Source organism: Flavitalea flava, assembly GCF_054461575.1.
The window spans coordinates 45,641-70,423 of the sequence record NZ_JBTLQH010000004.1 but is presented as its reverse complement, the minus strand read 5'-3'; the positions used below and the strand labels follow the sequence as shown (position 1 = coordinate 70,423).

At 45.5% G+C, this 24,783-nt stretch carries 21 protein-coding genes and 1 other RNA gene; 6 read left to right on the top strand and 16 right to left on the bottom strand.

The window, feature by feature from the left end; translation table 11 throughout:
• Positions 1 to 399 precede the first annotated feature (399 nt).
• A complete protein-coding gene (locus ACX0G9_RS06120) occupies positions 400 to 1,095 on the top strand; it encodes a Crp/Fnr family transcriptional regulator (protein ID WP_459063982.1) in 696 nt (231 codons plus the stop codon).
• 8 nt (positions 1,096 to 1,103) lie between these two features.
• On the opposite strand, the gene ACX0G9_RS06115 is transcribed toward ACX0G9_RS06120, so the two are convergent.
• The 4 genes from ACX0G9_RS06115 to nirB form a co-directional block, all read right to left on the bottom strand.
• On the bottom strand, positions 1,104 to 2,333 hold the full coding sequence (locus ACX0G9_RS06115; protein WP_459063981.1) for a molybdopterin molybdotransferase MoeA: 1,230 nt from the start codon (positions 2,331 to 2,333) through the stop codon (positions 1,104 to 1,106).
• Between the two features lie 40 nt (positions 2,334 to 2,373).
• Positions 2,374 to 3,324, bottom strand: coding sequence for a bifunctional molybdenum cofactor biosynthesis protein MoaC/MoaB (gene moaCB, locus ACX0G9_RS06110; RefSeq protein WP_459063980.1), 951 nt, complete (start codon positions 3,322 to 3,324; stop codon positions 2,374 to 2,376).
• Positions 3,325 to 3,397: 73 nt separating this feature from the next.
• Complete coding sequence (gene nirD / locus ACX0G9_RS06105) at positions 3,398 to 3,808, bottom strand: nitrite reductase small subunit NirD (RefSeq protein WP_459063979.1); 411 nt, start codon at positions 3,806 to 3,808, stop codon at positions 3,398 to 3,400.
• Between the two features lie 45 nt (positions 3,809 to 3,853).
• Positions 3,854 to 6,367 carry a nitrite reductase large subunit NirB gene (gene nirB / locus ACX0G9_RS06100; RefSeq protein ID WP_459063978.1) on the bottom strand — a complete coding sequence of 838 codons (2,514 nt, stop codon included), beginning with the start codon at positions 6,365 to 6,367 and terminating at the stop codon, positions 3,854 to 3,856.
• A gap of 220 nt (positions 6,368 to 6,587) precedes the next feature.
• Here nirB and cobA point away from each other — a divergent pair, with 220 nt between their 5' ends.
• Positions 6,588 to 7,448 (top strand): uroporphyrinogen-III C-methyltransferase, encoded by an 861-nt coding sequence (gene cobA / locus ACX0G9_RS06095; protein ID WP_459063977.1) that lies wholly within the window; start codon positions 6,588 to 6,590, stop codon positions 7,446 to 7,448.
• On the opposite strand, the gene fsa is transcribed toward cobA, so the two are convergent.
• The 3 genes from fsa to ACX0G9_RS06080 all read right to left on the bottom strand — a co-directional run bounded on the left by fsa (position 7,441) and on the right by ACX0G9_RS06080 (position 9,705).
• Positions 7,441 to 8,094 (bottom strand): fructose-6-phosphate aldolase, encoded by a 654-nt coding sequence (fsa, locus tag ACX0G9_RS06090; protein ID WP_459063976.1) that lies wholly within the window; start codon positions 8,092 to 8,094, stop codon positions 7,441 to 7,443. The two genes, cobA and fsa, sit on opposite strands and share 8 nt — an antisense overlap.
• Positions 8,095 to 8,266: 172 nt before the next feature.
• Positions 8,267 to 8,364: signal recognition particle sRNA small type (ffs, locus tag ACX0G9_RS06085), an RNA gene on the bottom strand.
• Positions 8,365 to 8,424: 60 nt separating this feature from the next.
• Complete coding sequence (locus ACX0G9_RS06080; protein WP_459063975.1) at positions 8,425 to 9,705, bottom strand: type IX secretion system plug protein; 1,281 nt, start codon at positions 9,703 to 9,705, stop codon at positions 8,425 to 8,427.
• A 126-nt stretch (positions 9,706 to 9,831) separates the two neighbouring features.
• On the opposite strand from ACX0G9_RS06080, the gene ACX0G9_RS06075 reads away from it, so the two are divergent.
• Positions 9,832 to 11,061 carry an ABC transporter permease gene (locus ACX0G9_RS06075; RefSeq protein WP_459063974.1) on the top strand — a complete coding sequence of 410 codons (1,230 nt, stop codon included), beginning with the start codon at positions 9,832 to 9,834 and terminating at the stop codon, positions 11,059 to 11,061.
• Positions 11,062 to 11,071: 10 nt separating this feature from the next.
• On the opposite strand, the gene ACX0G9_RS06070 is transcribed toward ACX0G9_RS06075, so the two are convergent.
• Positions 11,072 to 11,821, bottom strand: coding sequence for a TrmH family RNA methyltransferase (locus ACX0G9_RS06070; RefSeq protein ID WP_459063973.1), 750 nt, complete (start codon positions 11,819 to 11,821; stop codon positions 11,072 to 11,074).
• A 39-nt stretch (positions 11,822 to 11,860) separates the two neighbouring features.
• Between ACX0G9_RS06070 and tamL the strand changes: the two genes are divergently transcribed.
• The gene (gene tamL, locus ACX0G9_RS06065; protein ID WP_459063972.1) at positions 11,861 to 14,281 is read left to right on the top strand and encodes a translocation and assembly module lipoprotein TamL; all 2,421 of its coding nucleotides are present in this window, start codon (positions 11,861 to 11,863) and stop codon (positions 14,279 to 14,281) included.
• Here tamL and truB read toward each other — a convergent pair.
• The 6 genes from truB to ACX0G9_RS06035 all read right to left on the bottom strand — a co-directional run bounded on the left by truB (position 14,258) and on the right by ACX0G9_RS06035 (position 20,669).
• Positions 14,258 to 14,992 carry a tRNA pseudouridine(55) synthase TruB gene (truB, locus tag ACX0G9_RS06060; RefSeq protein ID WP_459063971.1) on the bottom strand — a complete coding sequence of 245 codons (735 nt, stop codon included), beginning with the start codon at positions 14,990 to 14,992 and terminating at the stop codon, positions 14,258 to 14,260. The two genes, tamL and truB, sit on opposite strands and share 24 nt — an antisense overlap.
• 28 nt (positions 14,993 to 15,020) lie before the next feature.
• Positions 15,021 to 16,361 carry a DUF58 domain-containing protein gene (locus tag ACX0G9_RS06055; protein WP_459063970.1) on the bottom strand — a complete coding sequence of 447 codons (1,341 nt, stop codon included), beginning with the start codon at positions 16,359 to 16,361 and terminating at the stop codon, positions 15,021 to 15,023.
• A 29-nt stretch (positions 16,362 to 16,390) separates the two neighbouring features.
• A complete protein-coding gene (locus tag ACX0G9_RS06050; protein ID WP_459063969.1) occupies positions 16,391 to 17,368 on the bottom strand; it encodes an AAA family ATPase in 978 nt (325 codons plus the stop codon).
• Positions 17,369 to 17,394: 26 nt separating this feature from the next.
• The gene (locus tag ACX0G9_RS06045; RefSeq protein ID WP_459063968.1) at positions 17,395 to 18,618 is read right to left on the bottom strand and encodes a DUF4350 domain-containing protein; all 1,224 of its coding nucleotides are present in this window, start codon (positions 18,616 to 18,618) and stop codon (positions 17,395 to 17,397) included.
• Between the two features lie 171 nt (positions 18,619 to 18,789).
• Positions 18,790 to 19,680, bottom strand: coding sequence for a DUF4129 domain-containing protein (locus ACX0G9_RS06040; protein ID WP_459063967.1), 891 nt, complete (start codon positions 19,678 to 19,680; stop codon positions 18,790 to 18,792).
• A 20-nt stretch (positions 19,681 to 19,700) separates the two neighbouring features.
• A complete protein-coding gene (locus ACX0G9_RS06035) occupies positions 19,701 to 20,669 on the bottom strand; it encodes a stage II sporulation protein M (protein WP_459063966.1) in 969 nt (322 codons plus the stop codon).
• 97 nt (positions 20,670 to 20,766) lie between these two features.
• Here ACX0G9_RS06035 and ACX0G9_RS06030 point away from each other — a divergent pair, with 97 nt between their 5' ends.
• The gene (locus ACX0G9_RS06030) at positions 20,767 to 21,531 is read left to right on the top strand and encodes an RDD family protein (RefSeq protein ID WP_459063965.1); all 765 of its coding nucleotides are present in this window, start codon (positions 20,767 to 20,769) and stop codon (positions 21,529 to 21,531) included.
• 61 nt (positions 21,532 to 21,592) lie between these two features.
• Here the strand turns inward: ACX0G9_RS06030 and ACX0G9_RS06025 are convergent, their stop codons facing one another.
• Together ACX0G9_RS06025 and proS are read right to left on the bottom strand one after the other, a co-directional pair.
• A complete protein-coding gene (locus tag ACX0G9_RS06025) occupies positions 21,593 to 22,060 on the bottom strand; it encodes a DUF5362 family protein (RefSeq protein WP_459063964.1) in 468 nt (155 codons plus the stop codon).
• A 196-nt stretch (positions 22,061 to 22,256) separates the two neighbouring features.
• A complete protein-coding gene (gene proS / locus ACX0G9_RS06020; RefSeq protein ID WP_459063963.1) occupies positions 22,257 to 23,732 on the bottom strand; it encodes a proline--tRNA ligase in 1,476 nt (491 codons plus the stop codon).
• 188 nt (positions 23,733 to 23,920) lie between these two features.
• On the opposite strand from proS, the gene ACX0G9_RS06015 reads away from it, so the two are divergent.
• Positions 23,921 to 24,739, top strand: a complete 819-nt coding sequence (locus ACX0G9_RS06015; protein ID WP_459063962.1) for a hypothetical protein — start codon at positions 23,921 to 23,923, stop codon at positions 24,737 to 24,739.
• The last annotated feature ends 44 nt before the right edge of the window (positions 24,740 to 24,783 follow it).

Below are 24,783 nucleotides of genomic sequence, written 5' to 3'. Positions count from 1 at the left end.
GGTTTTTTGGTTTTCAAATGACAAACAATCGTTGACAGATTGAAAAATCAAACGTGAAATAGCTGGCAATCGTAGATTGAAATAAAAAGGAAGGCAATGGCAGGTAATCGCAGAATGAAACCCAAACTTTGTGGCTGGATTATTATCCAGGCAAAACACATTAGTTTTTATTTCATATAATGTTTAATCAAAAAGCAATTATCAAAAAATACTATTTTATATGACTTGCGCAATAAAAATAACGATTTTTTCATTTTCTTTCTAATCATTTCATTATTTTAATCATATATAATTTATGATAATATATTAATTTTTATCAAACTCCCCTCCTTTTTGCTTTTAAAAACTAATATTGCAAAAGGCTATAATCCAAAAAGGCATCAAACAAAAGCGCTGGAAATGAAAAAAGACAATCATGACTGTGATCTGAAAAGCTGTTTTTTATGCCAACAATGCCTTCCGGAATGGATCCCGGCAATTGCCGCCAATAAAAAAAATCTTCATTTTAAAAAAGGCGAATCGATATTCACCGAAGGCGATATTGTTGCAGGGATCTATTTTGTTTATGGTGGAAAGGTAAAAGTTCACAAAAAATGGGGATCCGAAAAGGAACTGATCATTCGTTTTGCAAAAAAAGGAGATATTTTCGGTCATAGGGGCCTTGGACATGAAACGCTGTATCCGGTTTCCGCTACGGCATTGGAACCGGTCAATGTATGTTTTATTGATCTTGCTTTTTTTCAGGCAACGCTGAAAGTAAATTACGCCTTCATTTACCAGCTTTTGTTGTTTTTCGCCGATGAGTTACAGGAATCCGAGAAGAAAATGCGCAATCTCGCACATATGCAGGTGAAGGGACGCATAGCCCAGGCCTTACTTGCCTTAAAAGATAAATTCGGTCTCACGAAAGAGGGCATCATCGACCTTTCCCTTAGCCGGCAGGACCTTGCTTCCTTTGCAGGAACCACCTACGAAACTGTATTTCGTATCATCAATGAATTCGCCCAGGACCAGGTCATTTCTGTGGATGGAAAAAAGATCTCCATCAGGGATGAAGGCAGATTGGTGAAGTACACCAGGGAAACCGAAAATTAAAAAACAAATTAATCGTTTAGCGGAAAAAAGCGGACTACCGTTCCTTCCTTAAGATCTCCGGTCCCTGCAGGATGCAGCGCCAGTGCATTAGCCTGTAATCCCATACGGATATCTCCGGATCCATTTAAAATATTTGTCTCCAGTCTGGCTGGCGAGCCGGTAATGCGGGCAGGGAAAAATTCGTCGAGAAGTGTTTTCTTTTTCCTGGCAATTCCAAGAGGTAGTCCCATAATTTCTGGTACCGGCAGCCCAAAACAAGCCCGTAACCAGGGATCCACCAGGAGCGTAAAACTTACAAGACAGGAAAAGGGATTGCCGGGTAGTGCAAAAACCATCGCCCCTCCTGAGGTTATCCCGCACCAGACCGGCTTGCCTGGTTTTATAGCGATCTTATGAAAGAGCTTTTGTACACCCAGCTCTTCAAGCACACCAGGAACAAAATCTGCATCCCCTGCAGATACGCCCCCGCTCATGATGATCAATTCCGATGACCCCAATGCTTTTTCCAGATTGTCGGTCAATATGGCACGATCATCCGGTAAATGAGCATAAATAGAAGTCGCTATCTCCCGTTTCTTAAGGGAGGACTGCAATAACCACCGGTTACTGTTGCGGATCTGAACAGGGCTCACCGGCTCTTCAACGCCCACCACCTCATTACCCGTCGTGAACAAGGCCACCCGGGGAAGACGTTCGACCCGTATTTTATTTTTGCCAAGGGATGCTAAAAGTCCAATAATCTCCGGCTCACAAAGCGTTCCTTTGGCAATGGCTTTTTCGCCCGCGGTAAGATCTTCCCCTCTGCGTGAAATATTCAGAAAAGGCTTCCATACCGATGACAGAATTTCCACGGTGGTGATCTGTTTTCGGCCCCCTTCTGTTTGTCGTTTTTTTTCGTCCGTATCTTCTCTTCTTATAACGATATCCGCATTATCGGGCACCGGAGCTCCGGTCATAATCTTATAACACTGCCCCGATCCGATCGGCACTTTAGGGGTCTCCCCGGCATAGATCGTTTCCTTAACCTCGAATTGCCGGATTCCATTTTCAAGATCCTTGTAACTAACCGCATAACCATCCATCGAGGAACGGTTGAAAGGCGGATAGTCGCGGTCGGCTTCCACCGTTTCTGCCAAAACACGATTACCCGCATTTTCCAATCCCACCGTTTCACTGCCGAATGACCCGGCTTTCTGCAGTAAAATATCTTTGGCTTCTTTAATGGTGAGAAGGCTCATAAATCTTAATTTTTGCTCCCCCTTTAGGGGGTTTGGGGGGTTAATGTCCTCCCCCTTTCATCATTTTTCTTGCGTGAAATACTGCCGGCAAAATAGCATCCAGGGATTCCCTGGCCCCATCACTGCTTCCGGGAAGAGTTACGATCAATGTCTGACCGATCGATCCTGCTACGGCCCGGCTCATCATGGCAAGCGGAGTACGCATCTGCCCATGTGCCCGCATTGCCTCTGCAATCCCATCCGCATCGCGCTCCAATATCTCTTTGACAGCGGTTACTGTATTATCCCGGGGCCCAAGACCGGTCCCACCCGTTGTAAAGATAAATTGTATGTCTTCGGTTACCCATTCCTGTATTTGCCGCTGAATCCCTTCCTTATCGTCGGCAACAATAATATAATGTTTTACTTTGGCGTTAACATTTTCCAGCATTTTCCGGATCAGTTTTCCGCTTTTATCCTCCCTCTCCCCGGCTGCAGTCGAATCGGAACATACCAATACCGCGCAGGTTGGCGGAGTGGAAAAATATTTATCCCGGTCGCTCTTACCTCCTTTTTTTTCCAACAGGCGTATATGTCCTATCTCCAGCCGGGCCTCTACCGGTTTCAGCATATCGTAGATCTCCAGGGCAGCTACCGAAACACCCATCAATACTTCCATTTCAATACCCGTCCGGCCAATGGAACTTGCCTGCCCCTGGATAACGATCCCCGATCGTAAAAAAATCGCCTCTCCGAATAAATGACCATGCAGCTCTTTGTCCAGGAATTCAAATTGCATATCCATTCCATCAATGGAAACGGGATGACAATGAGGAAGTAATTGTGGTGTGTTTTTAGCACCCAGAAAACCTGCCGCCCGGGCGACATCGAAAAGATTGCCTTTTGGCAATTGGTCATTCCGGATCAGGTCTATCGTATCCTGAGAACAAAAAATGACCCCCACCGCCCTGGCCGTTCGTAAACTGATCTGTTTGTGTGTGATATTGCGCATACTCCCCAAAAGTCAGGATTTTCCGGCATAACTTCCGTTATAATCAACGGTAATTTTCTTTCCGGGGTTCAAATCAGCCAACCCCAATATACACCTTCCCATTTTTCACTTTTACGGGATAAGTCTTTATTTGATAATCTTCTCCATTCAGACATTCCCCTGTGAGCAGGGAAAAGGTCTTTTTATGAAAAGGGCATGCTACCTTGGGTTCGCACGCTTCTCCGGCGCTTCCGATCATTCCGCGGGATAAAGCCATCTGTTGTTTGTGCGGGCAAAGGTTCTGCGTAGCATACCACTCCCCCCTTCGCGAAAAATTAAAAATGGCGATCTGCTCATTACCATGACTTATACAGGCACCACCGTCCTGAGGAATATCCTCTACCCTGCAGGCCACAAACCAACCTCCCTGCTCCCTCCGCTCCTCTAAAGGGGGAGTACTTTTCCGGAAGTTACTATCTGGCTCAGACAAGTTTTTTTTTGACATATAAAATGTTTTACTTTTTATCGGGTTTTTACTATTGAGGGGGAGTTACCATTCTTTAGCCTTGATCTGGCCCCTCATCTTTTCGAACTGCACATCGGGATCTTTTTTTCGCGGGGCATTGACAAAGTGAACGAAACGTTTACGCAATGCAGGGCTCTCCACGACTTCTTTCCATTCACAGGTATAACTACTCACCAGGGATTGCATTTCCATCTCCCATTGCACGCACATTCCAAGGCTGTCCTCTATAATCACATTTTTTAAATAACTAAGGCCGCCTTCCATTTTATTGAGCCAGGTGGCCGTCCGGGTGAGCGGATCGGCGGTTTTGATATAGAACATCAGGAAGCGGTCCAGGTAACGGACGCAGGTTTCCTTATCGATATCGACGGCAATCAGCTGGGCATGCTGAGGCTTGGATCCCCCGTTTCCGCAAACAAAAAGGTTCCAACCCTTTTCCGTGGCAATGATCCCAAAATCCTTGCTCTGCGCTTCGGCGCATTCGCGGATACAGCCGCTAACCCCACCTTTGATTTTATGGGGAGCCCTGATACCGCGGTACCGCTCCTCTACTTCAATGGCAAAGGAAACGCTGTCATGAAGCCCAAACCGGCACCAGGTACTTCCTACGCAGCTCTTGACCGTACGAAGAGCCTTCCCGTAAGCATGTCCGCTTTCAAATCCGGCATTTATCAGTTCTTCCCAGATATCCGGCAGGTCCCCCACATGGGCACCAAACAGGTCGATCCGCTGACCGCCGGTAATCTTGGTGTAGAGATTGTATTTTTTAGCAATCTTTCCAAGAACGATCAATTTATCAGGGGTTATTTCTCCACCGGGAATACGGGGAACAACAGAATAGGTCCCCCCTTTTTGAATATTCGCCAGATAGCGGTCGTTGCTGTCTTGTATAGTAGGCTGCTTAAGGATCAGGTCATTCCAGCAGCCTGCCAGGATGCTGGCAATGGCAGGTTTGCATACTTCGCAGCCATCTCCTTTGCCAAAACGGCCCAATACTTCGTCAAAGGTGAGAACATGGTGTAATTTAACAAGATCGAAGACCTCCTGGCGGGAATGCTCAAAATGTTCGCAAATTACATTCCTTACGTAACGGCCATTTGCCTTCAACGTTCCGGTAATCAGGTCTTTTACCAATGGAATACATCCGCCACATCCGGTTCCGGCCTTCGTGCATTTTTTCATGCCTTCCACAGAATCGATCCCTTTATCGGTAACTGCCCCGCAAATAGCCGCCTTGCTGACCGATTCACAGGAACAGATAAGCGCCTCTTCAGGCAAATTCAGCACACCCGCGCCTTCCGGGGACCCTCCCCTGTTGCCCAATATGAGATCCTCGGGATCGGAAGGGAGGATCATCTTATTATTTACGGTTTGCAACAACAAATTATAGGCAGCGGCCTCTCCGATTAAAATACCCCCCAGCAGGTATTTTCCGTCATTGCTGATATTAATACGTTTGTAAATTCCTTTATGCCGGTCCTCGAAAGCTATCGTCCTGCAATGCGGCTCTGCGATAAAAGGATCTCCGAAACTGGCAACATCCACACCGATCAGTTTCAGTTTGGTACTCATATCAATGGCAGTAAAGGACTTGTTGCCCCCCAAAATATTCGAGGCCACAACTTCTGCCATTTCATATCCCGGAGCCACCAGTCCATAGATCATACCATTGACCAGAGCACACTCCCCGATTGCAAAAATATGTTTATCACTTGTCTGTAGTTTTTCATTTACCAGGATCCCTCCCCTGGTGCCAACCTGCAAACCTGCCAATCTTGCCAGTTCATCACGGGGTCGGATACCCGCCGATATAACCAGCATATCCACCTCCAGACGGGTATCATCTGCGAATTGCAGGGCATTTATCCTCGTCTCCCCTTCAATGGCCAGTGTAGTCTTATTAAGATGCAATTCCAGTCCCAGCTTTTTTAGCCTGGACTCCAGCGTGAGGCTACCTGCGCTATCTATCTGCCGGGGCATAAGACGGGAAGCAAATTCTATGACATGGGGGTTGGAGATACCCAGATCCAGGAGTGCCTTGGCAGCTTCCAATCCTAAAAGCCCGCCTCCCATAACCGCGCCGGTCCGGACTCCTGAAGCAAATGCTTTGATCAGCTCCAGGTCTTCGATCGTTCTGTATACGAACACTCCATCTTTTTCAATACCGCTGATATCGGGAACAAAAGCGGATGAACCGGTCGCCAGGACCAGGTAATCATAGGACTGACTGATCCCTTTACGGGAATGGACCACCCGGGTATTCCGGTCAATCTCCCGGACAGGGTCCCCTAAATGAAGAACAATATCCTGTTCATCGAACCAGCCTGCCATGGAAAGGCTCAGATCGCTGGCCGTTTTCCCATTAAAGTATTCGCTTAGGTGGACCCTGTCGTAGGCTGGCCTCGGCTCTTCACCAAATACCACTATCTGAAAATCATTGGAACCTGAGGTTGATCCGGCCATCAATTTTTCACAAAATTTATGACCAACCATGCCATTACCGATCACTACGATCACGGGTTTAAGGTTACTGCTCATTATGAAGAATTTAAAGAATGAAGGCAATTCTTAAAAAATGGCAGGCAATCGTATCAGACAAATCAAACATATTACATTTAATGATATATAATACTGTTAAACAATAATAGTAAATATTATGACACAAAACATGATATAAATAATATTTTATCCAGTTTATATGATTTTTTTTGATAGCTTAGATGTTATAAATCACATTTTAATTAAACACATATTAAATATGTCACATAATATTCCTGAATCGCCTCATCTATTCCTGGTAGGTGCCGGCCCGGGGGATCCGGAATTGATTACCCTTAAAGCCTACCGGATTCTGCAGGAGGCTGCTGTTATTCTGTACGACAACCTCGCCAACAAAGCGCTTTTGGATATTGCCCCTTTAACTTGTGAAAAGATTTATGTAGGAAAGCTTCCTTATGGAGAGTATACTCCACAGGAGGCCATACACCATCTTATCCGGCAAAAAGCATTTGAAAAAGGTAAAGTAGTTCGTTTGAAAGGAGGTGATCCCTTTATTTTCGGAAGAGGTTATGAAGAAATTCTTTACGCAAAAGAACAGGGTATTACTGTTTCCTATATTCCCGGGATAACCAGCATGCAGGCATCCGGTTTGTCTGATATTCCGCTGACCCATCGGAATATCAGCGAAAGCATCTGGATCGTTACCGGTACCAAAAAAGACGGCTCCTTATCGGGTGACCTGAAATTGGCCATGAAAAGTAAGGCCACCGTCGTGATCTATATGGGCATGAAAAAAGTCCATGAAATTGCGTCCGCTTATCGGGAGGAAGGCCTGGGAAATATGCCGGTGGCTATCATTCAAAATGCTTCGCTGGATCATCAGAAAGTAGCCAGAGGAATGGCGAAGGATTTACCGGAACTTGTCAGGGAACACCAATTGACCCATCCGTCAATTATTATTATTGGAAAAGTAGTCGGATTGGCTTTCCCGGAAACTTTAACCCCGGTTCGGGAAAGAACCTTCGGATCCTGGCAGGTACCAAATCAAAAACCGGCCAAAAGGCCGGTCCTTGAACAATTTTTTATGTTATTGAAAGTCTGGTTTTACTCCTTTATTTGAAGGCTTTAGCATCGGAAAGGAACTTTGCCAAACCGATATCCGTCAGCGGGTGTTTTAATAAACCCAGGATAGGCTCCAAAGGAGAGGTTACTACATTTGCCCCTGCTTCAGCACACTGTACGATATGCAGGGCGCTGCGGATCGATGCAGCCAGGATTTCTGTTTCGTAGCCCTGAATGGAATAGATCTGGGCAATCTGAGCGATCAGCTGAACCCCATCCCAGCTACTGTCATCGATACGACCGATAAAAGGAGAAACATAATTTGCACCGGCTTTTGCAGCCAGAATAGCCTGTCCGGCGGAGAAGACCAGTGTACAGTTAGTCTTGATCCCATTGTCGGAGAACCATTTCAGGGCCTTGATACCATCCTTGATCATAGGTATTTTCACAACGATATTGGGGTGAATAGCGTGCAGTTTTTTACCTTCTTCCACCATTTCCTTAAAATCCGTGGACACCACTTCCGCACTTACATCTCCATTAACCAATTCTGCAATAGTCTTATAGTGATTGGTAACGGCAGCTTCTCCCTTGATCCCTACTTTTGCCATAAGGGAAGGGTTGGTCGTTACACCATCCAAAATTCCGAGATCGTTTGCTTCTTTAATTTGCGCCAGGTCGGCTGTATCAATGAAAAATTTCATAAAAAAAATTTTTTCCCGGGTATTAGGGCCAGGAAGTATTAATTAAAATAATCAATTGCTGAATGAATAATTCAATTTCAGGGAACGAAGATAATAAAAATGAGATTCTTTTGGGATAGGTTTTCTGTATTTACAGAAAAGTTGAGCAGAATAGGTGAAAAAAAGAAATAAAAAAAGGCAAGTTACTTACATCGCACCGCTCAACCACTTACCCTTGCTGCCTTCCGGCCCTGGGGGATTCAGCAGGAGCTGGTCGTATAAGACTTGCCTCCCGCAAAGATAATGAAAGTTAACCGATAAATAATACCCGATCTGTTAAATAATAATTGATCACTTATTCAGGCTGTTAAAAGCAGATATTCCAACTAATTCATCTGCTCTGGATCCTAAAGCCCGGTAATAAACCAGGACGGTATAATCATTTTCTGTCTCCAGGAAATTTCCTTCAGTAAGATCGAAAGCAGCCCTTTTTTCCGGATCATTATGGTCGATCGTAACATAAGAATAATTATAATACCCCTGTTTAAGAAAAAAAGCAATTTCATATCTGCCTTTTTCTGCGTTATAGATCAGACGGGTTGAATCATTGAAACCTCCTCCCGTAAACTGGCCCAGTATATAGACATCCTTACCGGGAAAAGAAATATTGCCGGGAGGAACAAAACTAAAATGAACGGTGGCATAATCTGTCTGAAGAAGTGGATTTAGGCTTTCTGTAGTCTGGATAAAATAGAAGCCGTTATAATCCTTATAAAAATAAAAAGGCAGACGTGACCGGTCAGCATCAGGCCTTACCATGATATCTGTGGAGGTCTTTCCATAAGTGGCGTTCTGTATCCGGTCACTCTGGTAACGAAAACTCTGCAGGTCAAGCCACCGGTATTCCCTTCCTGCCGGAAATACACAATCATTATCGCTGCTGTATTCTAGTTTGTTATTGCTGAAAAAAGTGGGGCGCATATTCCGGATGGCATTATCCCACCGGTAATTCTGCAGAACGACTACTTTGATCTGATCGAGTGGATTGGCAGGGTTCAGGGCACCCACATTGACCTCCATTTGGATACGCTGGTGCGTATGAGCCAGTTGATAATCCAATGGTGGAAAGAGGCGGGGATGTACGCTGATCCGCCCATCTGTTATCAACATACGCCTGACAAAAGCGAGTTTGGAGGTGTCTCCATCCAAAAAAACTTTCACCAGGTAATTTCCGGACCGGATCGGCAGGCAGTTCTGATCAGGAAGAAGGGCCTGGTAATGCGTGTAACGGGTGAGCGCTACAGAGGAGAATTGATAATTGGCAAACCTTACCTGGGAAAAACCTCGTATAAAATCGAACTGACTGACAATAGCCGGGGTCCAGTCTGCGTTGCACAATTGATAGGTATAGGAATAGTTCTTCACATCCCCGTCCAGGTCATCGAAATGCAATTCCAGCTGGTCATTGGTGTTCAACCGGAGGATCGGGTATCCCAATTGATTACCTGCTATAAACAACTGAGGAGTCGCAATGGCCAAAGAGTAAACAGAATCGGGTGTCTGAGCCTTTGCGGAATGCCCTTCCAGTAAGGAGAAGGCCAGGATTATGATAAAAAGAAAACAACGGTTCATATACAATGTTAACACAAAAATGTAAAAATCTTTTATTCATATGTTTCCACAGGCTAAATTTGCCTGCGCCGGATCCTTGTCCAATTATTACCCAACCGGAGTCATACCAACCTTAAATCACACCGATTGAATGTATCTGCCTTTATAGCCAAACGGATAGCCTTTAACAGGGAAAGGTCATTTTCCCGGTTTATCATCAGGCTCGCTATTATGGCTACTGCGATCAGTGTGGCAGCGATGCTGCTGACCCTCTCTTTTACCAATGGGTTCCAATATGCCGTCAGTCAGAAGGTCATTAATCTTTGGGGGCATATCCGCGTCGGTTATTCTATGCCCAACAGGGCCGGTATAGCGGAAGACCTGCCCGTATTTCCCAATGATACCGTATTAAACGTGCTCCGTTCCGATCAGGATATCCAAACCATTCAGGCCTACGCAACCAAGAACGCCATCCTCCGGACCACCGAAGGCATTGAAGGAGTATTGCTGAAAGGCGTGGAAAAAGAATATGATTTTCCCCGCATCGGTAGTTTTTTGAAAAGCGGTCATTGGCTCCGGTTTCCGGATAGCGGTTATAGTAACCAGATCAATTTATCCTCTTATACGGCAGGACAGCTCAGATTAAAAACCGGAGATAAGGTATTCGTTTATTTTATCCAGTCTGACGGCCCTCCCCGGGTAAGAGCTTTGACGGTTGCCGGGATCTTTAAGATCGGCATAGAAGATTATGACAAACTGATCGCCATCTGCGATCTTAAACTCATACAGCGATTGAATAACTGGGATGCAGGCCAGATCGGAGGTTATGAGATCTTTACCAGGGACTACCGAAAGGTAGATCAGACCAACGCCCGGATATTCGATAAGTTCCCTGCGGGCTGGGGTAGTCATACCATTGAAGAAACCTATCCCAATATTTTTGACTGGCTCAACCTCCAGGATAATACTATATTGATCGTGCTGATCATTATGACTGTTGTGGCTACCCTTAATCTGGTCACCTGCCTGATCATCCTGGTGCTGGAAAGGACCCGTATGATCGGTATACTAAAGGCGGTCGGCTCGCCAAACCTTTCCATCCAGAAAATCTTTCTTTATCAGGGCGCCATTATCACCCTTTTCGGGATGATTATTGGAAATGCAGGCGGCCTCCTGATCTGCTGGCTGCAGGAGCGGTATGGTTTTATTTCTCTGCCCGAGGACGCCTATTTTATTTCAAAAGCGGTGGTAAAACTCGAATGGTGGCACCTGATCCTGGTAAATGCAGGAACTTTCCTGATCTGTTTCCTGGTACTTATGATCCCTACCCTCGTCATCCGGAAGATCCAGCCGGCAAGGGCAATACAGTTCAGGTAGCAATCTCCCTTTATCCCCCCGCCAAATGTGACAGGATAATTCCTGTCGCCACAGCCGCATTTAAAGATTCAGCCTGCCCTTTTCTGGGTATGGTTATTAAGGCCGGTATCCTCGCCAGCAGTTCCTTCCGGATACCCCTGGACTCATTGCCGATAACGATCATTCCTTTTTCGATCCGCCCAATCGAATAAAGGTTTTTGCCTTCCAGAGCCGCGGCAAAAACCGGCAATCCTTTGTCATATTCCAGTATCCGTTTTTCCAGGTCCCCGTAACTTACCGGAACACGTATGATACTTGCCATGGTTGATTGCACGGTCTTGTTATTATATAGATCGGCACAGTCCATACTGCATATGACCTTACCTATGCCGAACCAATCGGCGATCCGGACGATCGTTCCCAGATTGCCGGGATCCTGAAGACCATCGAGCAACAGGATAATACCGTCTTCGCCTGCGGAAGAAGGAAAAACCGGCTTTTCAAAAACGGCCAGCACCTGATTGGGTGTCGTCAGAGAAGATATCCGCTCCAGTTCCTTTTCCTTCAATTCGTGGATCCCGGCTGCAGCCATGCCGGACAAAGCCGCAGCATGTTCTTCCAGCCATCCTTTCAGCGCAAAGATCTGTCTGGGCCGGGTATTGGAATTAGCCAACAGCTCCTGGATTATCTTGGGCCCTTCGGCAATAAATACGCCTTCCTCATCACGGAATTTTTTCTGGCCCAAACTTTGAATATATTTGACCTGCGATTTTACCAGCATTGTTTTTCGTTTACATCCAAAAGTTAAATCGAATTTGGTTTGTTTATTCAGAATATGTTACACCGCCGGCAAGTTACTGTATCTTTTTTCAACCCAGCATTTGTACTGTCGACGGTCGTATTGATCCTGCTTTTTTCCTGTACAACCCCCAAAAATTACCAGGCCGGCAAACCCTTTGTTTACAATGTTGATATTAAAGTTGATGGAAAACTTAAAAAAAATGAAAAGCAGGACCTGACAGCCAAATTGACCAACCAGTTGGATGATAGCCTTCGTACCCAGATCGTTTCCTATGCAGGGGTTTATAAAAAATTGCAAAACCCTCCTGTTTTCGATACCGCGAATCTGCGCAGGTCCATTGGGTTTATGGTTGCCCTGCTTAATGCCGAAGGGTATTATTCCCCGGTCATTAAGGATTCGGTCAGGATTACCGTCAAAAAAGGCCGCAGGCTCAAGCTCAGCAATTGGTACCTGTTTCCCATTAAAATGGTCAGTTATAACGAGTCCCGCGTGTCAGTCAGTTTCCGGGTTAACCCGGGCAAACAGCTTAAATTCGACTCTATAGGTTACCTCTTGAGCACCCCCGAACTACAGGAACTGGCCATGAAGAATAGAAACGGAGCCCTGCTTCAGCCCGGAAAGCCCTATTCCAAACAGATCGTTTCAGCGGAATTGGACCGTCTGGTCGACCTGTTCCGGGATAATGGCTATTATAAGTTTTCCAAAGAGGATCTGGTTGCAGTAAGGGATACCGTAGTTGCCGCCCTGATCGACCCTACCCTCGATCCCTTCCAGCAGGCAGCCCTGCTGGAAGACCTGAAGAAAAAAAGGGAGAACCCTACTATACGTGTAGTGGTCGAACAGCGGCCGGTTAAAGATTCCATTAGGATCACCCGGTTTTATATAGGCCATGTGACCATTTTCCCGGATCTGCCCGTTCTGGAGGACAGCACTCCCTATATCAGTCATACCGACACAAGTACTGCCCCCAAAACAACGGTCATTTCCCGTTACTCTAAATTCAAACCGTCTTTTCTTACCAAAAACGTATACCTACGACCGGACAGGCTATACAAACAAACCAATTATACCCGGACCGTCAACCGTTTTAATCAAATGGGAGCCTGGCAGCAAGCAACCATCGTCCTTTCCCAGGACTATGAAAAAGATACCCTTTTGGACGTCACCGTGAAGCTTTACCCGGCAAAAAAACAAAATATGAGTGTTGGCGTGGAAGCCAGCCGCAATACCAATGACATCGTGACGGTCAGTAATTTATTCGGAGTCGGGCTGAACCTTGGGCTGCGCAACCGCAATACCTTCAAACAATCCGTTCTTTCAACAACCAGTCTGCGCGGAGGAGTGGAATTAGGGGCGGATTTCATCCAAACCACCCAGGCAAGCATATCTCATAGCATTTATCTGCCCAAGGTATTTCCTCAACCTCCTAAGTTCCTGACTGACTTCTTTAAAATTAAATTCCGCAGGGACAGCGTCCGGACGGTACTGAACTTTAATGCCGCCTACACAGACCGGAGAGAATTCTTTACGTTAAAGTCCGTCAATACCTCCTGGGGATTTGAATGGACAAAAGGGAACAGATCTTTTTTATGGAGGCCCCTGAACATTGAATATACCAAACTGGATAATACCACGGACAGCTTCCGGCACTACCTGAACACGAATCCCTCCTTGAATCTGGCTTTCAAAAGCGGCCTGGTCATCGGTCATCAATTTGTCTATTCCTCTGTCAGGAAAAAAGGCATCACGACAAATTTCCTCCGGATGAGTGGTGAAGAGAGCGGCGCAGTGATCGGCTTATTCAAAACACTGGATGAAGGAGATCTCTGGCGTTATATCAAGGGAGATATCGAATACCGCAAACATATTGACTTCAAACGCAGCCAACTGGCTTTCCGGGCATATGCCGGGGCAGGCTGGTCTTATGGCAGAGAAGGAAATGTTTGGGAGGAAACCCTTCCTTTCTATAAAGCTTTCGTGGCAGGAGGGCCAAACAGCATGCGGGGCTGGCAGGTCAGACAATTGGGGCTGGGCTCTTCCAAGTTATACGATACCCTGGGAGGCGGTCATTACAATGATCGGTTCGGGGATGTTCAACTGGAAGGGAATATCGAATACAGGTTCCCGCTGGGCACTCTTTTCACCATAAAATTGCAAAGTGCCTTTTATGTTGATGCCGGTAATATCTGGAACAGACATTTGATAGATTCGATGCACAACCGCGATGTAGGCAGCGATTTTAAATTAAACCGTTTTTATAAGGAGTTTGCCGTCGATGCAGGTACGGGCCTCAGATTAGACTTCGATTATTTCCTGATACGTTTTGACTGGGCTTACAAATTGAAGGACCCGCAACGACTGAAAGATAGCGAACGATGGTTTTATAATCTATCCCTTGGCAGCGGACAATTTCAATTAGGCATCGGGTATCCGTTCTGAGGAGTTCAATTCCTTTTTAATATAATTTTCCGCAGTTTCCATATTCATGGCATCCTCTATTCTGAATTCTCCTATCCTTGTCCGGCATAACCGGCTCAAATGTCCACCGCACCCCAGCGCTGCACCTACGTCATTGGCCAGGCTCCGGATATAAGTCCCCGTAGTGCAAACTACTCTGAATTCAATTACGGGGAGTTCAAACCGGGTGATCTCAAATTCCCTGATCGTCACTTTCCGTGGATCCAGCTTTACATCCACTCCTTTGCGGGCCAGTTCATAGACACGCTTGCCTTCTTTTTTTATAGCCGAATGGATCGGGGGAACCTGCCAGATCTCACCGGAGAATTTTTCCAACACGGTCTGCAGTGATTCGGAAGTAACCGCGGAATAGTCCTTTAGATCCTGCGGTTGGCTCTCCAGGTCGAAAGTCGGGGTAGTCGCACCTAAGGTAATGCAACCGGTATATTCCTTCTCCCTGGCCATATACTCGTTGATCTTTTTGGTAAACTTTCCGGTACAAAGGATCAGCAATCCGGTGGCGAGAGGGTCCAGTGTTCCTGCATGACCCACCTTTTTAACCCTTACCATGCCCCTGATTTTCCTGACTACATCAAAAGAAGTCCAATGCAGGGGCTTATCAAGGAGCAATACCTGTCCTTCACTAAAAATACTCGTGTTTTCCTGCTTCCTTTGACCCGTTCTATCTTCCATTCCGGCAAATTTAGGCAGCTAAGGCGTTCTAAATGGCCATTCTGGCTTTTAATTCCAAATATTTATTCACGGTTTGTATGGTAAGTTGCTCAGGAGGGGTAAGGATCGCTGCAATTCCATGCTGGTTCAGCTCTTTTACGATCAGACGTTTTTCATAAGCGAACTTTTCTGCAATCGTCTTTATATAAAGACCTTCTATATCCCTGACCCCGCTATCCTGAACCTCACGAAGTCCGGTATTTTCGAAAAAGACCACCAGCAGGAGGTGATTTTTGGCAATTCCCCGGATATAAGCCATCTGCCTTTGCAAACCCGATAAAGATTCAAAGTTGGTGAATAATACGATCAGGCTTCTTTGGGTAATCCGGTTACGGATCAGGGCATATAATTTTTCAAAATCCGTCTCCTGGAACTTGGTTTGCTGGTTATATAATATTTCTAAAATATGGCTCATTTGCAGAGCCTTGCGCCCTGCCGGTAAAAACGTACCAATCTGGTCGGCGAATGTCACCAGCCCGGCTTTATCCTGTTTAAGCAGGGCGACCCGGGAAAGGATAAGGGATGCATTGATCGCGTAATCCAGCAAACTCATCCCGTCAAAAGGCATCTTCATGATCCGCCCTTTATCGATCAAACAATATACCTGCTGGCTTTTCTCATCGGTATAGGAATTTACCATCAGCTGCCCTCCCTTCCTGGCCGTAGCTTTCCAGTTGAGGCTTCGTATATCGTCACCGGTTACATACTCCCTGATCTGTTCGAACTCCAGGCTATGGCCCAGCTTGCGGATCTTTTTTTGCCCTCTGTCCGTCTGATTCCCGGACCAGGCTAACAATTCATATTGTTTCAGTAAAAAGTAAGAAGGCAAAACCCTTACGGTTTCATGCCTGTCCAGCACTTTTCGTCTTACCAGCAACCCGAACGGGCTTTTAATAAATACATTAATGGCGTGGAATTCATACTCACCCCGCTCGGTTGGACGGAGGGAATAAGACAGGATCTGCTGCTCTCCGGGTTTTAACGAACAGGAAAGGGAAAAATCCCTTCGTTGAAAAATATCGGGTAATTCGTCGATGATCTGAAGGGAAACTTTAAAAGGGTATTTATTTTTTATCACCAGTTTTACCGGGTTAAGATCTCCATTACTTAACCTGGGGGCGATTTCCCTCTCCCCTCCAACCGGGTCTTTCCTGGAAAAAAGGACAAGGTAATCCATAGCCGTTACCATGAGGAGGAACAAAAAGGAAAGTTGTGCAGGAACAAATAAAAAAGGTATTCCGTAAGACAAAACAAACAGCATGATAATGGCTACTATAAGCCCATAGAATCGCCGCGAAATGAAAAGGGATTTATAGAATCGTTGGAACATCGTCGCCGTGGTTTAAATGTTGACCGGTTTTACCGGGGTATTTCCATGGATTGTATGATTTCATTGATCACCTCATCGGCGGAAGCTCCTTCCATTTCTTTCTCCGGCGTCAGGGAAAGCCGGTGACGCAATACCGCAGGAGTCGTATGTATAATATCTTCAGGCGTCACAAAATCCCTACCCCGTATTGCTGCTATAGCTTTTGCTCCGTTCAGAATACCAATGGAGGCTCTTGGGGATGCACCAAGATAAATTGATTTATGATTGCGGGTGGCAGCCACAATGGATGTAATGAAATGGATCAGTTTTTCTTCCACATGCAGACCCCTCACCTGTTTGCGCAGTTCATCAATCTGTACTGCTGATAATACCGGCAGCACCTCCTCCATCCGGTTATCCATCCGCATCATATGATGGTTCGATACGATCCGAAACTCCTGTTCCTGGGTTGGATAGCCGATATTGATCTTAAAAAGGAAACGGTCAAGCTGTGCTTCCGGCAAGCGGTAGGTTCCCTCCTGCTCGATAGGATTCTGCGTAGCCACTACCATAAAAGGTGACTGAAGCGGATAACTCTGCCCATCGACGGTTATCTGTCTTTCCTCCATTACCTCAAATAAGGCGGACTGGGTTTTAGCCGGCGCCCTGTTGATCTCGTCGATCAGAACGATATGGCTGAAGATCGGCCCTTTTTTAAACTGAAAACTGCTTTCCCTGGGATTGAATACGGTAGTTCCGATCACATCGCTTGGCATTAGATCTGGAGTGAATTGTATTCTGGAAAAATCCACCGAGATTACTTTACTGAGCAATTTTGCGGTAAGAGTCTTTGCTACTCCGGGAACTCCTTCTATCAGGATATGTCCATCGGCCAGAATTCCTGCCAGTAACAATTCGACCATTTGCTCCTGACCTACGATCACTTTTCCGATTTCTGTCTTGAGCTGTTCGATCGACTGTTGCAATTCCCCCAGGTCGGTTCGTTGCTGAAATAGATTTTCTTCCATGATTAGGCTTGTATTTAAACTTGTGATTAACCTTGTTTGTAAAACTCCTCCAATTTCCTGTGAAATGTCAGTAAAGCCGCATCCGTAAGAGGACGGTTTACCTGCATTCCCCTCATTTCTTCCAACAGATCCTGCAAAAACTCTTTAGATATCCCGGTTTTATAGGATAGCTGGTCTACGAATCGGCTGTCGGGGTCACCAGGTTCCGAACCTGAAATGTCGGGCCCGGTTTCACTGTTCCGGTATTTGACCGGAGTAACAGGGTCCGAAAAATTCACGGACAAATTATACCGGGTTCTTACATGATCCTGGAAATGGGACACCATTTTTAATGCGAGGTTATGATTATCCCTGCGCTGATAATACAACCGTCCGATGGTCTTTACAAAATCCAGTGAATTATTCCGCAGTCTTTCTATTTTGGGGACTATCCGTTGTTTTCGTTTGGTCCCGAATAAATATATGAGCAGGAAAAGCAGCAGCAACAGCCCAAATGCCCAGCTCAGGGAAGCGTTTTTGAGAATATATTGCAGTGCAGAAAAATTACTCTTTTGCCCGCCGCCCTCGCTATACCGAAAATAATCATCCCAGATCACTTCGGTGACCGAGGAGGGTATGTATGACATAACCTGTTCATAATATGCCTTATTGTTCTTGTGTAAAAGAAAATAATTGGTGAGGGCCATGGGAGCAAAATGGAGCATAATGGAACCGCCGCCCTTATATCCGAGCTTCACAAAATCGGGGCGACCTTTTCCATCCCTCCCCAGAATGGAAGTGTATTGGGAGTCAATAGAACTGGCCCAGTCATCCATGGCATTACCAGGATACACAAAAGAAAGGGAATCTCTGTTCTCAGGGTCATAAACACTCACCCGAAGGCTATCCTTTTTTTTGTAAAAATCCTGGCCATACGCTTTTTTAATTTTCAACCCATGCAGAAAAGATTCACCAAAACCGAAGGCTGATATAAATACATGATTCCCCTCTCCCACAAAATTCATGATAGCGTTCATTTCGGATGAATCCGGATCCATCATGGAAGATATTATGATGTACGCTTTTTTATTTTCTCCGTTCAGAAAGGTGGTTGGAGAGTTTTTGTTGATACTGATCGTTGAATTGGGGAAAAGTTGGTGCAGATTCTCAAATGCGAAAAAGGTTCCATAGGGAATTTTATCCTTCCTCCATAGCGTAACCCGGGGGTTTGCCCTTTTGGATTGGTCGGAGCAGCCTGATAGTAGCAGCATTAAAACTGCGAATAGTACAAACCGGCCAGTACTAAAACCGGTACCTAACCCAGCACTTACACCAGCATTTACCCCGGCGCTTACCCCCTTATTTCTTCTATCGTTGATTTCCTTCAATTCTTTATAATTGTGCTTCCTGTTTATTTCCCCTTGGGCTAGTGTAACTCAGTTCTAAGGGGTTGTTCCTATAGATTTATAAAATTTCTGAAAATAGTGATTCACTCTGTCGAATTGTTCACTGTTTAATGAAAAGTCCCCATACCACACATGCTCATATGCCCGAATAAGATATCGAAAATCCGGTTCCTGGGTATTTCCCTTCATTTGGCGGAGATAATCATGATTCGTAGTCCGGGCATGAAAATGGATCATCCCCCTGGAATCCAGCAAGCCTAAGGTCTTCAGAAATAAATAACGTACTCCAAGTCGGTAATTTCCAGATTTAATGGCTTGTTCTAATTTTTCTTCCAGGTCTTCGACAGTCAGCTCCGTCTCCTCCGCACCATCCGAAATCGCTTTTGGGGGATTTCGAAAGAACAATTGAAGATTATTCTCTTTGACAATTTTATATATCGCGAACAAAAGGATGCTTCCCAGAAGACTATAGATTAAATACCTGAACCAGACACTGGTCAATAGTCTTTCGAGAAAGATCAACCACCCGTTATTATTGACCGGATCTTTTTCTTTAACCCAATAAGACAGATCATTTGCATAGGCAAAGGCTTTATCTTTCCTGTACCGGTCGATGACCGAGTCGGGAATCGTACGCAGAACAGGCTGCTCCGGATCCAATGCCGGAGAAGTTCCGTCCTTCACCTTTGGATCTGCCTCACCGGCAGCCTCTGCTTTCTCCGTCGTTTGCCCAACGGAGTCCGTCCCTGAAGAAACGGTTTCGGTTTCCTTTAGTTCCGAAGATAATACCTCTGTGGATGTATTCAGGGAATCCGGCAATCTTTCAGGATGTTGAGCCAGGGAAGAAAGACCTGTAGTTAAAAAACAGATTATCCCAAAGGTGAAGGACAATACTGCGGTTCTGCCAATCCTTTTACCAAACGTCACGAACAAATTTATGAAAGGAGTCAAGGGTGGATAATTGAGTGCTGAAGGTTCATTTTCTTTTCCACCTTTATCGGATAAAGAATAAAATACCAAATTATGAATAGAATGGAAAAGACTAAAATCGATATACTCAATAACATGGGCATGGTGGAATACCGGGTTACAAATCCTTCCAGAAAAGCGGCCGTGACAAATACCGGCACCAAACCGATCATCATTTTCAAACCATCCTTAGCACCCCGTTTCAGGGAATAGATCCGGTTATGCGTGCCCGGGAAAAGCAGGCTGTTACCCAATACGATACCAGCTCCTCCTGCAATAATTATGGATGATATTTCCAGTGTGCCGTGTATCCAGATTACCAGGATGGATTTCAACCCTAATCCTTTTGCAAAAAAATAATATTGAAAGGCGCCGATCATTACCCCGTTGGAGAAAAGGAACCAGATCGTACCGATAGAAAGCAACAGACCGGCGACAAAAGTCATAAAAGCTACTTTAATATTTCTGAGTGCAATGCCCAGGAACATACTCAGCCTCCCATCGCTTTTATAGACACCGAAAGGATCGCCCTTGGCAATATTTTCTTCCGTCATATCTACATACCGGTCGCCCAATACTCCCCTGACAAAGGTCTCATCATGCGCCGCGGAAAAAGCAGCCACCAGGGCGAATAAAATGAAAATGAGAAATGAATAGACTATTTCGCGATGATATTTCCTTATGATCAGCGGTAACTCCGTCCTCCAGAAACCCGAAATTCGGGAAACTTCTTCTTTTTTATTCCGGTAAATACCGAGATAGATGCGGGAGGCCAATCCATTCAGATACTGGGTAACCTTGCTATGAGGGTAGAAGGTCTTGGAATAACCCAGATCATTCACCAGATCGGTAAACTGTCCGGCCATTTCATCCGGATCAGTGGCTGGCTCATATTGATATTGCTTCCACTTATCTATATTTTTTTTAATAAAAAGACCTTCTCTCAAACCGGAAAGATTTAGCGTGATTCAGTAGTATATTTTGCTATATTTAAGCTTTACATTCACCCTTAAATATAATAAGGAAAATCTGAACAAAACCAATATGTCCCTAGTAAAATTAGATACCGGATTTAACATAGAGGTAGATTTTGCCATTACCCCATTTCACAAACGACTTTTTGCCTGGCTGATCGATGCTGCGGTCCTGTTTGCTTATTTCCTGATAATATCCAGGGTGATGGGTATTTTTTTGGGATCTGAATGGACAAATGAAGGATGGCTGGTAGTTTTGTTTAGTCTACCCTCACTTTTATATCACCTTATCTGCGAAATATTGATGAACGGACAGAGTATTGGTAAAAAAGCGATGGGTATAAAAGTGATCACAGCTGACGGAGGACACCCATCCTTTAGTCAATATGCGATCCGGTGGGTCTTTCGAATGGCCGATTTTCCGGTTTGGATCCCTGCGGCTGTTTATTCCAATTCCCTGCCCTGGTGGTGTATCATCTTTATTTTCGGAGGATTCGCCTGCTTCTTTATTACTCCTTATTCCCAGCGGATAGGCGACCTCGTCGCCGGAACGATCATCATAAATACCCGTACCAGTACGTCCTGGGAAGATACTGTATTTACCGAACTTGAAGATAACTATCAGCCCCGGTTCCCCCAGGTAATGAACTTAAGTGATAAAGATATCAATACGCTGAAGAGCATAATCGAAACCGTTAGAAAAAAAGGGGATTATGATCTTTCTATGCGGATCGGAGAAAGGATAAAATCAAAATTACATATCGAAAGCGATCAGGATTCCCTTGACTTCCTGCAAACCCTGCTGAAAGATTATAATTATTATTCGACCAGGTAAGCGTGTCACTGCCCGGAAATTCCGGAACCGGCCGGGCAGTGACAGCTACAGCCATTACCCTTTAAATAGTACTGTGTGTAAATGCTCCCGCAATAATCGCAATGATAAAGACGAGTGCATAAAAACCAAGAATGATAACCGTCAATATTCCCCAAAAACGAAAAAGGGATTTGAGGTTCCTGAATGCCTGAATTAGCTGATTCTGGTCATTACCGAGCAAAGCCGCTTGCGTCTTTTTGGAAAAATTATACAAGTAGAGGCAAGGAAAGAAATACAATAAAGCTATCAATATATATATAACTGAGATCAACGCTCCCATCCCCCCCATCATTCCGTAGGCTCCTCCCATGCGTCCGACGGTACTGGCAATAAAAGTACCTGCAAAAAGGGCTATTATTACAAATAGCCCGCAGAAGATAAACCCCAGTATCGATAAGAATTTACCCCACTTGGCTGTTTCTTTCAGGTAACCGGAGATACTGTTATCTACCTGTAATTCAAACAAACTGATTTCGGTGTTTTGTTCCATAAAATGGATTGGTTTTAGTGATTATGGATTCAATGTAAAAAAAATAGTTGCAATCACATAATGATTTGCAACTATTTTCTTTATTAAACAAAGCTATTTCAACAACTTAACTATTTTCCCTGCCATTCCCCCGCATGGAATAGCCTGGTGTTTACCCTGTTTTTCAGCCTTGGAAAATCCTTTTCAGCCTTAGGCATTAATAGGCCCGGGCGAACAAAACCCGTTGTATGCTGGGTTTGCCTGTCAGAATACAAATACCGCTCTCCGGGGCATTTTCCAGAGGGATACAGCGGATGGTCGCCTTCGTCTTTTCCTTGATGGCCGTTTCCGTCTCCGGGGTTCCGTCCCAATGGGCCGCAAAAAACCCACCTTTTTCATCCAGCCCCTTTTCAAATTCATCCCAATGGTCCACCCGGGTAATATGCTGGTCCCGGTAAGCCAGGGCCTTATCATACATCGATTGCTGGATGGTATCGAGAAGCCGCACCACCGTACCGGCCAGCCCTTCCAAAGGAACACTGGATTTTTCCCTGGTATCCCTGCGGGCAATTTCCACGCTGTTATTTTCAAGATCCCTGAGGCCAAGCGCAATCCGGACCGGAACTCCCTTCATTTCATATTCGGCAAATTTCCAACCTGGTCTGGAATTATCGTTATCGTCAAATTTTACGCTTACTCCGGCTGCCTTTAATTGGGCTGCCAATTCTTTTCCTTTGGCGTCCAGCAGGTCCTTTTTCTCCTCCCCCTTATAAATTGGGACGATTACGGCCTGGAGCGGAGCGATCTTCGGAGGTAAGATTAACCCGTCATCATCGCTGTGGGCCATTACAAGGGCTCCAATCAGCCGGGTGCTTACCCCCCAGCTGGTAGCCCAGACATACTCCAGCTTATTTTCTTTATCTGAAAATTTCACATCGAAGGCTTTGGCAAAATTCTGACCCAGGAAATGGGAGGTTCCGGCTTGCAACGCCTTTCCGTCCTGCATTAACGCTTCAATACAGTAGGTATCCACCGCTCCGGCAAAACGTTCGCTTTCCGTTTTTACTCCTTTGATCACCGGCAAGGCCATATATTCTTCGGCAAAGGTGGCATAGACATCCAGCATCTGCCTGGTTTCCGCGATCGCTTCGGCGGCTGTGGCATGAGCGGTATGGCCCTCCTGCCAGAGGAATTCGGCGGTACGCAGGAACAGACGGGTACGCATCTCCCAACGAACTACATTCGCCCATTGGTTGATCAGCAGTGGCAGATCCCGGTATGACCGTATCCAGCCCTTATAGGTACTCCAGATGATGGTCTCGCTGGTAGGCCGGATAATTAACTCTTCTTCCAGTTTTGCCGAAGGATCAACGACCACCCCTCCCCCATTGGGGTCGTTCATTAGCCGGTAATGGGTAACAACGGCACATTCCTTGGCAAATCCTTCCACATGGGCGGCTTCCTTGCTAAGAAAACTTTTGGGTATCAATAATGGGAAATAGGCATTCACATGACCGGTATCCTTGAACATCCGGTCCAGCTGGTCCCGCATCTTTTCCCAAAGGCCAAACCCATAGGGCTTGATCACCATACAGCCTTTTACGGCCGAATGATCGGCCAGACTGCCCTTGACGACCAGGTCGTTATACCATTGAGAATAGTCTTCATTCCGGCTTGTAATTTCTTTGCTCATAGAGGGTAAATTGGTCTGGTGATTATGTTTTTGGAGGGCCTTTTGGTTAATATAATTAATTCGTTTTTAACAATAAATGGTTAATGATTTCCTAATAAGGCTGATTATTTGTTGTAACTTTACCTTAACAGAAGACGCGCAAATTTAGCGACTTCCATTTGAAAAATAACACTTTAAAACCCTTCGCCATGAAACACATATATACCTTTCTGGCTGGCGCGATGATCATCTTCAACAGTTGCTCCTCCACCCAAAAGGCCTCGCAAACGCCTGATGATGTTTATTATTCACCCGGCGCCTCCAAAACTACCGGTACTTCCTCCGGCCAGGAGCAGGATGAATATTACAGTACAGCACCAAGCGATCAATACGTCCGTCTTAAAGTACAGAATCAATCACGTTGGTCGTATTTTGATGACTATAACGCCTATGATTCATATTATGCCCCTGTAGGCTTAGGTTACGGAGGTGGTTATGGCGGCGGATTCGGGTATGGGATTGGTTATGGAATGGGATTCGGTATGTCGGCTCTCAGCTTTACCTTCGGAAACCCTTATTTAGGCTGGAATAATTATTACATGTGGAATAGTTGTTATAATCCTTACTTCTATAATCCTTATTATGGCGGCGGATATGTTGTTGTAAATCCAAAGAATCCCGGCACCAGTGTCGCCACACATTTACGTAGCATTAACGGCAGCAACTATACCAATGGTTTTGCCGGAGGCAACGGGGTAAGAACTGCCAATAACCGGTATTACCGTCCGGCAACAGGGAGCAATACATCCTCTTATCAACAAGGAGGCAGATCTGGAAATGGCAACCAGTACAGGACCGTGAATGGAAATGGCTACCGGCCATCCAACAATGGGAGCGGAAATCAGCCAGCGACCCGTTCCACTTATTATCAGCCTTCCAGTCAATCCAGTCAGCCTACCAGAAGTTATACTCCTTCAAGCGGTGGCGGTGGTGGAGGCGGCGGTGTTAGCCGGCCAGGCAGACATTAAATGCATCCCCTATCCCCTAAAGGGAGGGAATGGATGAATAATTT